Source organism: Paraburkholderia sp. EG286A (assembly GCF_040965375.1).
Lineage (GTDB): Bacteria > Pseudomonadota > Gammaproteobacteria > Burkholderiales > Burkholderiaceae > Paraburkholderia.
Genome location: NZ_JBFRCB010000005.1, coordinates 297,991 through 310,935, shown reverse-complemented (window position 1 = coordinate 310,935; position 12,945 = coordinate 297,991). Strand labels below are relative to the sequence as shown.

Annotated in this window: 11 protein-coding genes; 6 read left to right on the top strand and 5 right to left on the bottom strand. The window is 67.5% G+C overall.

The window, feature by feature from the left end:
* Positions 1–36 precede the first annotated feature (36 nt).
* From AB4Y35_RS24570 to AB4Y35_RS24560, 3 genes are all read left to right on the top strand, one after another.
* On the top strand, positions 37–1,941 hold the full coding sequence (locus AB4Y35_RS24570) for a diguanylate cyclase (RefSeq protein WP_368706360.1): 1,905 nt from the start codon (positions 37–39) through the stop codon (positions 1,939–1,941).
* Positions 1,942–2,065: 124 nt separating this feature from the next.
* Positions 2,066–3,676 carry an EAL domain-containing protein gene (locus tag AB4Y35_RS24565; protein WP_368706359.1) on the top strand — a complete coding sequence of 537 codons (1,611 nt, stop codon included), beginning with the start codon at positions 2,066–2,068 and terminating at the stop codon, positions 3,674–3,676.
* Positions 3,677–3,815: 139 nt separating this feature from the next.
* Complete coding sequence (locus AB4Y35_RS24560) at positions 3,816–4,787, top strand: sulfonate ABC transporter substrate-binding protein (RefSeq protein ID WP_368706358.1); 972 nt, start codon at positions 3,816–3,818, stop codon at positions 4,785–4,787.
* A gap of 43 nt (positions 4,788–4,830) precedes the next feature.
* Here the strand turns inward: AB4Y35_RS24560 and AB4Y35_RS24555 are convergent, their stop codons facing one another.
* The 5 genes from AB4Y35_RS24555 to AB4Y35_RS24535 all read right to left on the bottom strand — a co-directional run bounded on the left by AB4Y35_RS24555 (position 4,831) and on the right by AB4Y35_RS24535 (position 11,219).
* A complete protein-coding gene (locus tag AB4Y35_RS24555) occupies positions 4,831–5,775 on the bottom strand; it encodes an ABC transporter substrate-binding protein (protein ID WP_368706357.1) in 945 nt (314 codons plus the stop codon).
* Positions 5,776–5,879: 104 nt separating this feature from the next.
* Positions 5,880–6,923 (bottom strand): ribose ABC transporter permease, encoded by a 1,044-nt coding sequence (locus AB4Y35_RS24550; protein WP_133187246.1) that lies wholly within the window; start codon positions 6,921–6,923, stop codon positions 5,880–5,882.
* 41 nt (positions 6,924–6,964) lie between these two features.
* Positions 6,965–8,518: a sugar ABC transporter ATP-binding protein gene (locus tag AB4Y35_RS24545; protein WP_368706356.1), complete on the bottom strand. Its 1,554-nt coding sequence runs from the start codon at positions 8,516–8,518 to the stop codon at positions 6,965–6,967.
* Entirely contained in the window at positions 8,505–9,764 is a 1,260-nt protein-coding gene (locus AB4Y35_RS24540) for an ROK family protein (RefSeq protein WP_368706355.1), read from the bottom strand. Before AB4Y35_RS24540 ends, AB4Y35_RS24545 begins: the two co-directional genes overlap by 14 nt.
* A gap of 327 nt (positions 9,765–10,091) precedes the next feature.
* Positions 10,092–11,219, bottom strand: coding sequence for an MBL fold metallo-hydrolase (locus tag AB4Y35_RS24535; RefSeq protein ID WP_368706354.1), 1,128 nt, complete (start codon positions 11,217–11,219; stop codon positions 10,092–10,094).
* A gap of 88 nt (positions 11,220–11,307) precedes the next feature.
* On the opposite strand from AB4Y35_RS24535, the gene AB4Y35_RS24530 reads away from it, so the two are divergent.
* The 3 genes from AB4Y35_RS24530 to AB4Y35_RS24520 all read left to right on the top strand — a co-directional run bounded on the left by AB4Y35_RS24530 (position 11,308) and on the right by AB4Y35_RS24520 (position 12,944).
* Positions 11,308–11,925: a TetR/AcrR family transcriptional regulator gene (locus tag AB4Y35_RS24530; protein ID WP_368706353.1), complete on the top strand. Its 618-nt coding sequence runs from the start codon at positions 11,308–11,310 to the stop codon at positions 11,923–11,925.
* Positions 11,926–12,017: 92 nt separating this feature from the next.
* Positions 12,018–12,371, top strand: a complete 354-nt coding sequence (locus tag AB4Y35_RS24525; protein WP_368706352.1) for a YciI family protein — start codon at positions 12,018–12,020, stop codon at positions 12,369–12,371.
* Positions 12,372–12,521: 150 nt separating this feature from the next.
* Complete coding sequence (locus tag AB4Y35_RS24520) at positions 12,522–12,944, top strand: YciI family protein (RefSeq protein ID WP_342922844.1); 423 nt, start codon at positions 12,522–12,524, stop codon at positions 12,942–12,944.
* The last annotated feature ends 1 nt before the right edge of the window (position 12,945 follow it).

Sequence of the window (12,945 nt, the reverse complement as noted above, 5' to 3'; positions counted from 1 at the left end):
TACTAGGCGCTCGAAATTCCTGTTTGAGCGCATGCCATGACCGTTCCCTCGTCGATGCCCGAGGCCGTGCCGCCAGTCACCGAAGCCGGGTGCGCCGGGGTGCGGGAGCAGGCCGCCGAGCCGGGCGGACCGTTGCGCTCGCACGATCATGCGTTTTCGCTCGCCGCCGGGCATGCCACGACGGATCCGTTGCTCGACAGTCTGTTGCGGCTCGTCGCGGCGCACTTCGGCGTGTCGGCAGCCTGCGTGGTGCCCGGTGAGGCGCCCGCCGAGCGCGGGCTGGGTGCCGGCTTGGACGAAACGCTCGACGAGGCATTGCGCACGCTGGCGCATGGCAGCGGCGCCGGCGAGGCGCGTGAGCCGCTCATCGTGCCCGATATCTCCGCCGATCCCGCCTGGCGCAACGTGCTTGCACACGCAAGCAAGCCGCTGCGTTTCGTGGCCGCGTGGCCCTTGTACGGCGCGCAGGGCGAGCACGTGGGCAGCCTCTGCCTGATCGACCCCGCGCCGCGCGAGCTGGATGCCGCCGGGCGCGCGAGCCTCGGCGACTTTGCGCAGGTGGTGGCGGCGCTGGCCGTGCGGCCCACGTTCGCCACGCACCGCGAGCGCACGATTCCCGCCGCTGACGAACTCTCGCTGCAGGCCGAACTCGAAGCGTTGCGCGAGCACGAACGCCTCCTCGCGCACGCGATCGCGGGCAGCGGCACGGGCATCTGGGACCGCGACGTGGTGACGGGCGAGATCCGTTATTCGGTGGGCTGGAAGGCGATACTCGGCTACGCGGACCATGAGCTGACGAGCCGCATCGAAGACAGCTATCTGCGGCTGCATCCCGACGACCGCGACTACGTGAAGGCCGCGATGCAGGCGCATTTCGAAGGCCGTACGCCCACTTACGAAGTCGAGCATCGCATCCGCTGCAAGGACGGCCGCTACAAGTGGATCTGCAGCCGCGGCAAGGTGATGAGCCGCGACGCGCACGGGCGCGCGCTGCGCATGATCGGCACGACCACCGACATCACCTCGATGCGCGAGATGGCCGAGCGTTTGCGCGAGAGCGCGGCACTCGTCACGAACCTCACGAACGAGGTGCCGGGCCTCGTGTTCCAGCGCCGCCAGTTGGCGGGCGGGCGCGCATTCTTCTCCTATGCGAGCGCGGGCATCGCGGAAATCTACGAACTCACGCCCGAGCAGGCCGCGCACGACACGGCGTGTGTCGACGCGCTGATTCATCCCGACGATCTCGATGCGTGGCGCGCCTCGTTCGAGCACTCCGCCGCGAATCTCACACCGTGGCATCTGGAGTTTCGCGTGCAGCTGCCGCAGCAGGGCCTGCGCTGGCGCCAGGGCGATGCACGGCCGCAGCGGCTCGCCGACGGCACGACGGTCTGGCATGGCTTCATCACGGACGTCACCGAGCGCAAGCGCATCGAAGCGGAGCTGCAGGAATTCGCGAGCACCGACGGCCTCACGCGACTGGCCAACCGCCGTCATTTCATGGCACGTGTCGAGGCACAGCTCGCGCATGTGCGGCATGGCGGCACGGGCGCGGCCGTGATGATGTGCGACCTCGACCACTTCAAGTCGATCAACGACCGCTGGGGCCACGCGATCGGCGACGACGTATTGCGCCATTTCGCCGAGATCCTGCGCACGCACCTGCGCGCGGGCGATATGGCCGGGCGCATCGGCGGCGAGGAGTTTGCGATCCTGCTCGCGGCTACCGATCTCGAAGGCGCGCAAAGCGTCGCGCGGCGCATTCAGGAGCGCTTCGCGGCGCAGCCGCTCGGCGTCGAGGGCGAAGTGGTGGCGCTGACCGTGAGCATCGGCATCACGCTCATGAGTGCCGCCGACATGAGCGCCGAAGCCGCGCTCACGCGCAGCGACTTCGCGCTCTACCGCGCGAAAAAGGGCGGCCGCAACCGCATCGAATGCGCATGATCGGCGCTCACGTTAGCTGACGTTGGCGTGCGCCGGGCACCGCGCGCGCCCGCTGCTGGCGCGTTGGTGTATGTTGGCGTCATACCGTAGCCGCCCCCATGACGGCCCTGGTGCGGAGGACGCCTTGCCCGAAGTCTCGCCCAACCCCGGCGCGGTCCGCTCGCGAGTCTCGCGTTTGCTCGTGCTGCTGGTCGTGGCGCTGATTCCGATCCTGCTGTGTGTGGCGCTCGGGCGTTACGAGGCCGAACGCATTGCACAGCGCGAGGCGAGCCTCGCTTCCGCGTTCATCGTCGGACAGGTGGTCTCGATCGTCGAGACGGCGCAGAGCGCGGCGCGCACGTTCGCGCCGCGTGCGAACGAAGCGTGCGATACGCTCTCGCCGGATCTCACGCGCAGGGCTGCCGCCGTGCCCTATGTGCGCACGCTCAACATCCTTTACGCAGGCCGCATCGACTGCTCCTCCGCGTACTCGCAACAGGCGGTTCCCAATAGCGGCTGGCTCAATGGCAGCGTGCCGGTCTCGCAGGACGAATGGCTCATGATCGTCGACGACACGCCGATGGTGCGCAACCGCCCGTCGCTGCTGGTGGGCGTCGCGGGCGAAGCGGGGCGCGCGGTCGTGGCCGTGGTGGACGTGCAGTATCTGATGGACCTCCTGCATGGCGCGGCGCCGCTCACGGTGTTTCGCCAGGCCGAGCTGAGGGTGGGCGAGGGCACCGTGTTGCGCGAAGCCATGGCGCTCGTGAACGTGCGCGGCGCGCCGTTGCTGGTCGATCTGCAAAAGCGCATGTCGGGCACCACGATCGATCTGAAGATCTACGGGCGGCCCGAGCGTATTCTGGAATACTGGCGTGCCCTGATGCTGCGCTACATGCCGTGGGCGGCTGCCTTCTCCGCGTGGCTCGTCTGGCTCGTGCGCCGCTTGCAGCAAAGCGGGCAGTCGCGCCGCGAACAACTGCTGCGGGCCATCCGCGCGAACGAATTCCATGTCGAATACCAGCCGCTCTACGGCGTCGAGACGGGGCGCTGCGAGGGCGCGGAGGCGTTGCTGCGCTGGGTGCGGCCAGGCACCGGCGCGATCCGTCCGGACGAGTTCATTCAGGTGGCCGAAGAAGAGCACGTGATCGTGCCGCTCACGCAGCATCTGCTGAAGCTCATCGAGCGCGACGTCGCCACGTGGGACGTCGCACCGGGCTTTCACCTCGGCGTCAATTTCGCGCCCGAGCATCTGTCGGGCGTAGAGCTCGTGAGCGACGTGCAGGCGCTGCGCGCGGCCGTGGCGCCGCACGGCGCGACGATCACGCTGGAGATCACCGAGCGCACGCTGGTGCGCAATACCGAGCAGGCGCGCAGCAATCTGGTCACCTTGCGGCGCGAGGGCGTGAGGGTCGCCATCGACGACTTCGGCATGGGATATTGCTCGCTCTCGTATCTCGAGAAATTTCCGTTCGACGTCCTGAAGATCGATCGCGGCTTCGTGCTCACCATCGACACGGAAGGCGGCAAGGCGGCCGTGCTCGACGCCATTATCGATCTCGCGCATAGCCTTGGCGCGCGGCTCGTGGCCGAGGGGGTGGAAACACAGGTGCAGCGCGACTATCTGTGCGCGCGCGGCGTCACCTATATCCAGGGCTTTTTCTACGCGAGGCCCATGCCGTCGGCGGCGTTCGTGCACTGGTATCGCGCGAACGGGGCGCATATGTCGCCCAATCCGCACATGACGGCCGGCACCTAGGGCGCCCGCGTATTCCTGCCGGCGTGATTTGCTTAGCGCCAAACATCGGTTCGGCGAACGCGTGCGTCCCGGTAGCATCAACGCTTCGATGGCTGCGCCGTGTCGGTGCATGCCCCATGCCACCACGGAAGCGCTGAAGATGACTCGCCCCACGCCGCCCAGACCCTATACCCGCCGCTACTTCCTCGCCACGCTGGGCGCGACGCTCGCCGGCGCGGCGCTGCCCGCCACTGCGTTCGCGAAATACCAGCCCGACCAGTTCCGCATCGGCTACCAGAAGGCCGCGAGCACACTCGTGCTGCTCAAGGCCAATGGCACGCTCGAAACGCGCCTCGCGCCGCTCGGCATCAAGGTGTCGTGGACCGAATTCCCGGCCGGTCCGCAATTGCTCGAAGGCCTGAACGTGGGTGCGATCGACTTTGGCTACGTGGGCGAGGCGCCGCCCGTGTTTGCCCAGGCCGCAGGCGCGGATTTCGTCTATACGGCGTATGAGTTGCCCACGCCGCACGCGGAGGGCGTGGTGGTGGCGAAAAACTCGCCGATCCGTGACGTGGCAGGACTGAAGGGCAAGAAGATCGGCCTGAATCGCGGCTCGGACGTGCACTGGTTCCTCGTCGCGCTGCTGCAAAAGCAGGGCCTTTCGATCGGCGACGTGCAGCCCGTGTATCTGGCGCCCGCCGACGCGCGCGCGGCGCTGCAAAGCGGCGCCATCGACGCATGGGCGATCTGGGACCCGTTCCTGGCCGCCGTCGAATCGCAGGACGGCGCACGCCTGCTGGCCGACGCCAGCGGCGTGGCGAGCCATCATCAGTTCTTCCTGAGCCAGCGCGAATTCGCGCAAAACCGCAAGGACGCGCTGGCGATCGCGCTGGACGAGCTCGGCAAGACGGGGCAATGGGTGCGCGCCAACACGGCGGCGGCAGCCGCGAAACTCTCACCGATCCAGGGCCTCGACGCGGCGACGATCCAGACCGGCCTCACGCACTACGCGCATGAATACCGGCCTATCGACGCCGCCGTGATCGCGCAGCAGCAGAAGATCGCGGACACGTTCTACGATCTGAAGATCATTCCGCGCCGCGTGGTGACGAAGGACGCCGTGCTCGCCTGACCGCACGAGCACGGGCGCCCCGTGCTCGTGCAACGCCAGCGGCTTAGTGCGGCGACGACCAGCCCTTGTAGCTGCCCACGTTGTCGCGCGTGACGAGTTGCGGCGTCATTTCGATCATCGGGTTGGCGGGCTTCTTGCCGTTCATGATCTCGTAGCCCACCTGCACGGCCGTTTGCGCCATCTTCCACGGGTCCTGGCTGGCCGAGGCCTGCACCAGCGTATCGGACTTGAGCGCCGTTTCGATATCGGGCGCGCCGTCCACCGACGTGATCACGATGTTGCTGCGATGCAGCTGCTTCGCGGCAAGGTCGCTGCCGATGGCCTGCGGGTCGTTGATGGCGAACACGCCGGCAATCTTCGGGAAGCGCGTGAGGTAGCCCTGCATCACGTTCATGCCGCCTTCGCGCGAGCCCTTGCCGTCCTGGTCGTCGGAGAGGATCTTGATGGCGGGCGTCTTGGCGAGCACCTGTTTGCAGCCGTTCACGCGGTCGATCACGGCCGAGACCTGCGGCCCGTTCTGGATGATCACGTTGCCGGTGTTGTTGATCTTCTTCGCGAGGTATTCGCACGAAATCGCGCCGGCCTTCACGTTGTCGGTCTGCACGGTGGCGTCGGCGCCCGCGGCGGCCACGTCCACGGCCATCACCACGATACCGGCCGCCTGTGCCTTCTTCACCGCCGGCAGGATCGCCTTCGGATCGGTCGCGTTCAGGAGGATCATGTCCACGTGTGCCGAAATGAAGTTGTCGATCTGCGTGAACTGCTTGTTGAGGTCGTAGTCGGCGGAAACGGCCGTGACCTTGGCATTCGGATTGATCTGTTTGGCCTTCGCTTCCGCACCCTGCACGATCGTCACGAAGTAGGGGTTGCCGAGCGAACCCACGGTGATGCCGATCGACTTGAGCTGCTTGTCGGCGGCATGCGCGCCTTGCAGTGCGAAACCGAACGTGAGGGCGGCAGCGGCGAGAACGACTTTCTTCTTGAACATGAGGTTGTCTCCTGAGGGGTCCTGTTTGGGTGCTTTCCGGGCGAGCGCAGCAGGACCGCCTGCGCTCGCGCCTGTTTCTGGCTGATGGTGTATTCGATGCACGCTTAGGTGCGGGCCGAGCCGCGCTGGCGGTAGCGGTCGAGCGCCACGGCGCCGACGATCACGAGGCCCTTGATGATGTACTGCCAGATGTCCGAGACGCCGAGCAGCACGAGGCCGTTGGTCAAGACGGCGATGATGAGCGCGCCGATCAGCGTGCCGATGATCGAGCCCACCCCGCCCACGAAGCTCGTGCCGCCCAGAATCACCGCGGCGATCGCGTCGAGTTCGTAGGACTGGCCCAGTTGCAGGCCGTTGGCTGCGTAGAGACGGGCCGCCGACATCACCGCGCCGAGACCCGCGAGCAGGCCCGACACGGCATAGACGAACATCTCGATGCCCCACACCTTGATGCCCGAGAGGCGCGCCGCTTCGGGGTTGCCGCCCACCGAGTAGATGCGCAGGCCGAGCACGGTACGGCGCAGCACGAACCACGAGCCGGCCACCACCACGAGCGCGATGATCACGAGCCAGGGCACGCCGAGCACCGTGCCGTTGCCGATGAACGCGAACGACAGTTGCGGGTTGAAGATCGTGGTGTCGTGACCCATGAGGCGCGCAATGCCGCGCACCGCCGTGAGCGAGCCGAGCGTGACGATGAACGGCGGCAGGCGCAGCAGCGCGATGAGCGCGCCGTTGATGAGGCCGAAGCCGAGGCCGACCGCGAGCGCCATGGGCACGCCGACCCAGCCCCAGCCTGCGAAGTTCGAGCCGATCATGGCGGCCATCGCGGCCGCGGCCAGCACCGAGCCAACCGAGAGGTCGATGCCGCCCGTAAGAATCACGAAGGTCATACCGGCGGCGAGCACGATGTTGATCGACGCCTGCTGCGTGACGATCGAAAGATTCTCCAGCGTGAAGAAGCCATCGTTGAGCAGACCGAAGCCGATGCACAGCAGCACCAGCACCGGCAGCATGCCGGCGGTGCGCACGAGCGACTTCATGCGCTGGCGATGGCCGTCGACCGCGACGCTGCGAGCGGGTTGAGCGCCTTGCGCGGGCTGTGTGGGCGAGGCCGCGACACCGTGCCGGGGAAGAATGCTTTTCATGTCGTACTCCTGAGGGACGTTTCTTGCGTATGCGGTGAAGGTCAAGCGGCTTCGTCGAGCGGGTGCTGCGAGCCGGTGGCGAGTTCGATGATCGCTTCCTGGCTGATGGGTTTGGCGGAGTAGCCGCCAAGCTCGCCGGCGAACACGCCTTCGCGCATGACGAGCACGCGGTCGGCCACGCCGATGATCTCGGGCAGCTCGCTCGAAATCACGATGATGCCCACGCCGGTTTTGGCGAGGTCGTTGATGATGCGGTAGATCTCGGACTTTGCGCCGATATCGACGCCGCGCGTGGGCTCGTCGAGTATCAGCACGCGCGGCCTGGTTTCCAGCAGGCGCGAGAGCAGCACCTTCTGCTGGTTACCGCCCGACAGCGCGCCCACGTTTACGCGCGAATTCGGCACGCGAATGGAGAGCGAGCGGATGGCTTCCTTGGCGCGCTCGCCGCCGCGCGCGAGGTCGAGCACGCCCATGCGCGCGTCGCGCCCGGCCACGGCGACATTGATGTTGTCGCGCACGCTCATGTCGAGAAAGAGGCCCTGATGCTTGCGGTCTTCGGTCAGGTAGACGAGGCCCGCGTTGATCGCGTCGCGCGGCGTGTGCACGTTGAGCGTCTTGCCGTCGATGGCGATCTGGCCGCGCACGCGCGGCTCCGCGCCGAAGATGAGGCGCGCAAGCTCGGTGCGGCCCGCGCCCACGAGGCCCGCAATGCCGAGCACTTCGCCCGCGTGCAGGTCGAGGCTGCAGCCGCGCACGCGCTTGTCGTCGGCCACGTCGCGCACGGTGAGCACGACCTTGCCCGGATCGTAAGGGGCGTGCGCTTTTTTGTAGAAGCCCGAAATATCGCGGCCCACCATCATGCTCACGAGGCTTTCCGCGTTGAGCGCGTCGCGCATGAGCGTGCCCACGTAGCTGCCGTCGCGCAGCACGGACACGCGGTCCGACAGCTCGTACACCTCGGCCATGCGGTGGCTGATGTAGATGATCGCAAGCCCTTCGTCGCGCAGCTGGTTGATGAGCTTGAAGAGGCGCTCCGTTTCGCGCGAGGAGAGCGGCGTGGTGGGCTCGTCCATCACGATGATGCGCGCGTCGCTGTGTACGGCGCGTGCGATTTCCACCAGCTGCCGTTCGGCGATGGAGAGCGAGCCGACCAGCGTGGTGGGCCCGAAGCTCGCGCCGAGGCGCTTGAGCACGTCTTCGCAGCCGCGCTCCATGGCGCGCCGGTCGACCGTGCCGAAGCGGCGGCCGCCCTTGCGCAGTTCGCGGCCCGCATGAATGTTCTCGGCCACGGAGAGATTGGGCGCGAGGCTCAGCTCCTGATAGATCACGGCCACGCCCAGCTCGCGCGACGCATGCGGCCCGTCGATCACGACCGGCTTGCCCTCGATGAGAATCTCGCCGCCCGGGTCGGCCTGGTAGGCGCCCGAGAGAATCTTCATCAGCGTGGACTTGCCGGCGCCGTTCTCGCCCATGAGCGAGTGGACCTCGCCGGGGTAGACGGTGAGGCGCACGTTGTCGAGTGCGCGCACGCCGGGGAAGGTCTTGGTGATGCCCCGCATTTCCAGCAGCGGCGGCGTGGACTCAGAGGGCGACATGGCTCTCCTCCTGCGCTTGAGCGTAAGTTTGTGCGCCGGCGCCCATGAGGATGCCCGCGCGCGGCGAAAAGTTGAAGAACATGGGGAGCGTGGCCGCGCCGAGCGCCCCCGCATCGGGACCGAAGGTGCCGCGCACCAGGGCGGGCGTGCCGCGCGCCTCGGGCGCGGTGGCCGCGACCGCGAGGCGCAGGCGCTGCATGAGCGTGTCGATGAGGCCCGCGTCCACGTCGGCGTCGAGCACCACGGCCGGCACGTCGAGCACGCAGAACGCCGAGCGCAGCGCGGGGGCGAGCGCATCGATGCAGTCGTCGAGCCATTCCTGCACGCCAGGGTGGCCGCGCGCGATGCACGCTTCCAGATCGGCGCGGCTGTCGATCGTCTCGCCGCAATACTGCAGATGGCGGCGCAGCGCGATGAGCGACGCGCGCGACAGCAGGATGTCCCACTGGCCGGGCGGCTTGTGGGCCGAGGGCAGGCGGCTCGGCGGCACCGGCATCACCGCGAAATCGCCCGCGTTGCCGGTGAGGCCGCGCACGCAGTCGCCGTCGATGGCAATGCCGCCGCCGATCGCCGCACCGAGAAACAGGTAGAGGAAGTCGTCGCGCTGGCGCCCGCAGCCGTAGAAGATTTCCGCGATGGCAGCTGCGTTGCCGTCGTTTTCGCTGAACACGGGCAGCGCCGTGGCGCGCGCGAGTTCGCCCGCGAAATCGACGTCGTTCCAGACGCGGAAGGTGTCGGCAGGCAGGCCCAGTTCGCGCAGCCAGCTGCCGAGGTTGTACGGCTGCGCCACGCCGATGCCGGCGAGGCGGCTGCGTTCCTCGCTCGTGAGCAAGCCTAACAGCTCGGCGATGTCGCGCTGCACGATCTCCTGCGCGACCGAGGGTTGCGGCAGCAGCATGTCGCGCGAGCGGCGCTCGATCATCTGGCCCGCGAAATCCACGAGCACGGTTTCAATGTTGGTCCGGTCGAGCCGCACGCCGATGGCGAAGGCGCCGCGCGGCGAGAGGCGCAGCAGCGAGGCGGGCTGGCCGCGCTGGCCGTCGCGGCGGCCGCTCACCTCGATCAGGCCATTGGCCGTGAGCGAGGTGATGATGGTGCCCACCGCGGTGCTCGTGAGATTCGCGAGACGCGCGAGATCGGCCTTCGACGCCTCGCCCGCGCGACGCAGCGCCTGCAGCAGCAGGCGTTCGTTGAAGCGGCGGACGTTGGCGGAATTGCTGCCCTGACCGACATGCGGACTTCTCACGTGTCTCCTCCTGTCGATCCGGAGTTGGCGCTTGAGCGCTGACTCCGGTCCCATGCAACGCTAAAGAGAGGGGGCGGTCTGGAACTGCGTGACCGACTAAATAAATCAAGTTGATTTATTTAATGCCAGAAATCGGGGGCTGTCAGCCTGGGGAAATCCCGTTAAGGGTAAAGGGGCGGGATGAAGGGCGCCGGCGCGATGCGGGCCCAGATGCAAAAGCTTAGGAGACTTTTGCCGCGAAGGGGAAGAAGCGGGGAACGAGCAGCGGGCGTGCCCGCGCGCGTTCGTATCGCGCGCGGGCTGTCGAGGGAGATGTGGGGCTGGGTGTTACGAGCGCGCCTCGCGCGCGTCGCGGCAAGCGAACCACCGGCGCGCCGTGCGCGGCGGCTCCGCGCTTTCCGCCACCTCACGCCACCAGCGCTCCCCGCGGTGCGGCTCGGCCAGGTCGAGCCGCTCGCCCATGCGCGGCGTGGAGAGCGTCACGCCGCGAGCGAGCGCGAGGCCGGTCACGCGTTCGAACGGGTCCTGCCAGCGATGCATTGCGAGATCGAACGTGCCGTTGTGAATCGGCACGAGCCACTCGCCGCGCAAATCCACGTGCGCCTGCACCGTTTCCTCGGGCTGCATGTGGACGTAGGGCCATTGCGGGTCGTACGCGCCGGTCTCGATGAAGGTCGCGTCGAACGGACCGAGCCGCTCGCCGATCGTGCGAAAGCCGTCGAAGTAGCCGGTGTCGCCGCTGAAGAACACACGCAGGTTGGCGTCGGCGATCACCCACGACGCCCACAGCGTGCTGTTGCCGTCGAACAGGCTGCGCCCCGAGAAGTGCTGCGCGGGGGTGGCGGTGAACTCGACGCCTTCGACGTTCGCGCCTTGCCACCAGTCGAACTGGCGCACCTTCGCCCCGTCGATGCCCCATTCGATCAAGCGGTCGCCCACGCCGAGCGGCGTGAGAAACACGCCCGTCGTGGCGGCGAGCGCGAGCACGGTTTCGCGGTCGAGGTGGTCGTAATGGTCGTGCGAGAGGATCACGCCGCGCAACGGCGGCAGATCGGCAAGCGCAATGGGCGGCGCATGAAAGCGCTTGGGCCCGAGGGTCTGGAACGGCGAGGCGCGCTCGGCGAACACCGGGTCGGTGAGCCAGAAGTGGCCGCGCAGCTTGAAGAGCAGTGTGGAATGGCCGAGGCGGTAGACGCTGCGGTCGGGCGCGGCCTCGAGCTGCTCGCGCGTGAGCGCCTGAACAGGCAGCGCGCCCGCGGGCATGGTGCCGCCCGGCTTGTGGAAGATCATGTTCCACATGATCTTCAGCGTCTTGCCGAGCCCCTCGGCCGGGCGCGGACGCACGTTGCGAAAGCGCTCGCCGTCGTGTTGCGGCGAGGTGGACGAGAGCTCGCGGCCGCGTTGTGCGGCGCTCAGGCCCAAGGTACGGCTCAGCGATGCGAAAGGCGAGGTCATGTCGGCGGCTGCCTTTGGAAACGGGAAGTAGACTGCACAGTGTAGTTTATTCTGGCGAAAAGTAAACTGTCTGGTGTAAAATTTGGGAATGGATTGCATCCCCGCCACCCCCCAACGCCTGACCGACCGCAAGCGCGCCGCCATCGTCGCGGCGGCCATCGACGAATTTCTGGCCTCAGGCTTCGACGCCACGAGCATGGACCGCATTGCGGCGCGCGCGAGCGTCTCGAAGCGCACGGTCTACAACCATTTCCCGAGCAAGGAGGCGCTGTTCGCGTCGATCCTGTGCCAGCTCTGGGACGCGAGCGCGACCGCCGACGCGCCGGCCTACCGCGCCGGCGAGCCGCTGCGCACGCAGCTCGTCGAGTTGCTGATGCGCAAGCTGCGGCTCCTGAGCGACGAAGCGTTCTTCAAGCTCGCGCGTGTGGCGATCGCGGCGGGCATCCATTCGCCCGAACGTGCGCGCGACATGGTGGCCCGCATTGGCGAGCGCGAAGAGGACGTCACGGTCTGGGTGCGTGCCGCCGCCGCCGATGGCCGCCTGAAGACGACCGATCCGGCCTTCGCCTCGCAGCAGCTGCACGGCATCGTGAAGGCATTCGCCTTCTGGCCGCAGGTCGCGATGGGCCAGCCGCCGCTCGACCCGGCGCAGCAGCGCGAGGTCGCCGAGTCGTCGGCCGATCTTTTCCTCGCGCGCTACGCGTGAGCGCCTGACCGCGCGCGGCCCCGACGCGCAACGGTTCTTCTGGCATAGACTCTTGCCTTTCAGGATCGCAGGCTGACTGAGAGGACACGTTCATGCCATTCATGCTGCTCATCGCCGAGCCGCGCGGCCAGCGCGACACGCGCAAGCCATCCGAAGGCGAGGCGCTTTACGCGCGCATGGTCGCGTTCGCCGATGAACTCGCCGCCGAAGGCAAGCTGATCGACGCGCACGCGCTCACCGCCGACACCCGCGGCGCACGCGTGCAGGTGCGCGAAGGGCGCACGAGCATCGTCGACGGCCCGTTCGCCGAGGCGAAGGAGATGATCGGCGGCTTTTTCCTCGTCGATTGCGCCACGCGCGACGAGGCGCTCGCCATCGCGCAGCGCTGTCCCGCGGCGCAATGGGCGAGCGTCGAAGTGCGCGAAACCGGTCCGTGTTTCCGCTGAGGCCGCGCCTCTCCAGGTAGTTTCCCCAGGCACGTAAAAAATTTCGCTGTCCGTTGTCGATTTCCGTGCGCCCTGCGCGTCGTGTTCATGAGCGCACCCACGGGTGCCGCTTGCTTCGAACACCCCGAACGTCACATTCAGGAGAAGACAATGCGATTCATGATCATGGTGCGCGCCAACGCGCTGACCGAAGCGGGCGAGCCGCCCGACGACGTGGAAGTATTCGCCGAGATGGCCCGCTATCACGAGGAACTGGCGAAGGCCGGCGTGCTGCTCGACGCCTCGGGCTTGCAGCCCAGCTCGCGCGGCTTTCGCGTGCACTACACGAACGGCAAGCCCACGATCGTCGACGGCCCGTTCGCCGAAACGAAGGAACTGATCGCCGGCTACACGCTGATCCAGGTCCGCTCGCGCGACGAAGCGCTCGAATGGGCGCGCCGCTTCCCGTCGCCCTTCGGCAAGCACACCGAAGGCGAGGTCGAAGTGCGGCAGCTCTATGAGCTCGACGAACTTCCGCAGTGCGAGGGCGTCGAGAGCTTTCGCCAGCTCCAGGAAGAGCGTAAGGCATCCTGAA

Coding starts and splice junctions, on each gene's coding strand:
- AB4Y35_RS24570 (WP_368706360.1), top strand. CDS start 37: ATGACCGTTCCCTCGTCGATGCCCGAGGCCGTGCCGCCAGTCACCGAA.
- AB4Y35_RS24560 (WP_368706358.1), top strand. CDS start 3,816: ATGACTCGCCCCACGCCGCCCAGACCCTATACCCGCCGCTACTTCCTC.
- AB4Y35_RS24555 (WP_368706357.1), bottom strand. CDS start 5,775: ATGTTCAAGAAGAAAGTCGTTCTCGCCGCTGCCGCCCTCACGTTCGGT.
- AB4Y35_RS24550 (WP_133187246.1), bottom strand. CDS start 6,923: ATGAAAAGCATTCTTCCCCGGCACGGTGTCGCGGCCTCGCCCACACAG.
- AB4Y35_RS24545 (WP_368706356.1), bottom strand. CDS start 8,518: ATGTCGCCCTCTGAGTCCACGCCGCCGCTGCTGGAAATGCGGGGCATC.
- AB4Y35_RS24535 (WP_368706354.1), bottom strand. CDS start 11,219: ATGACCTCGCCTTTCGCATCGCTGAGCCGTACCTTGGGCCTGAGCGCC.
- AB4Y35_RS24530 (WP_368706353.1), top strand. CDS start 11,308: ATGGATTGCATCCCCGCCACCCCCCAACGCCTGACCGACCGCAAGCGC.
- AB4Y35_RS24525 (WP_368706352.1), top strand. CDS start 12,018: ATGCCATTCATGCTGCTCATCGCCGAGCCGCGCGGCCAGCGCGACACG.
- AB4Y35_RS24520 (WP_342922844.1), top strand. CDS start 12,522: ATGCGATTCATGATCATGGTGCGCGCCAACGCGCTGACCGAAGCGGGC.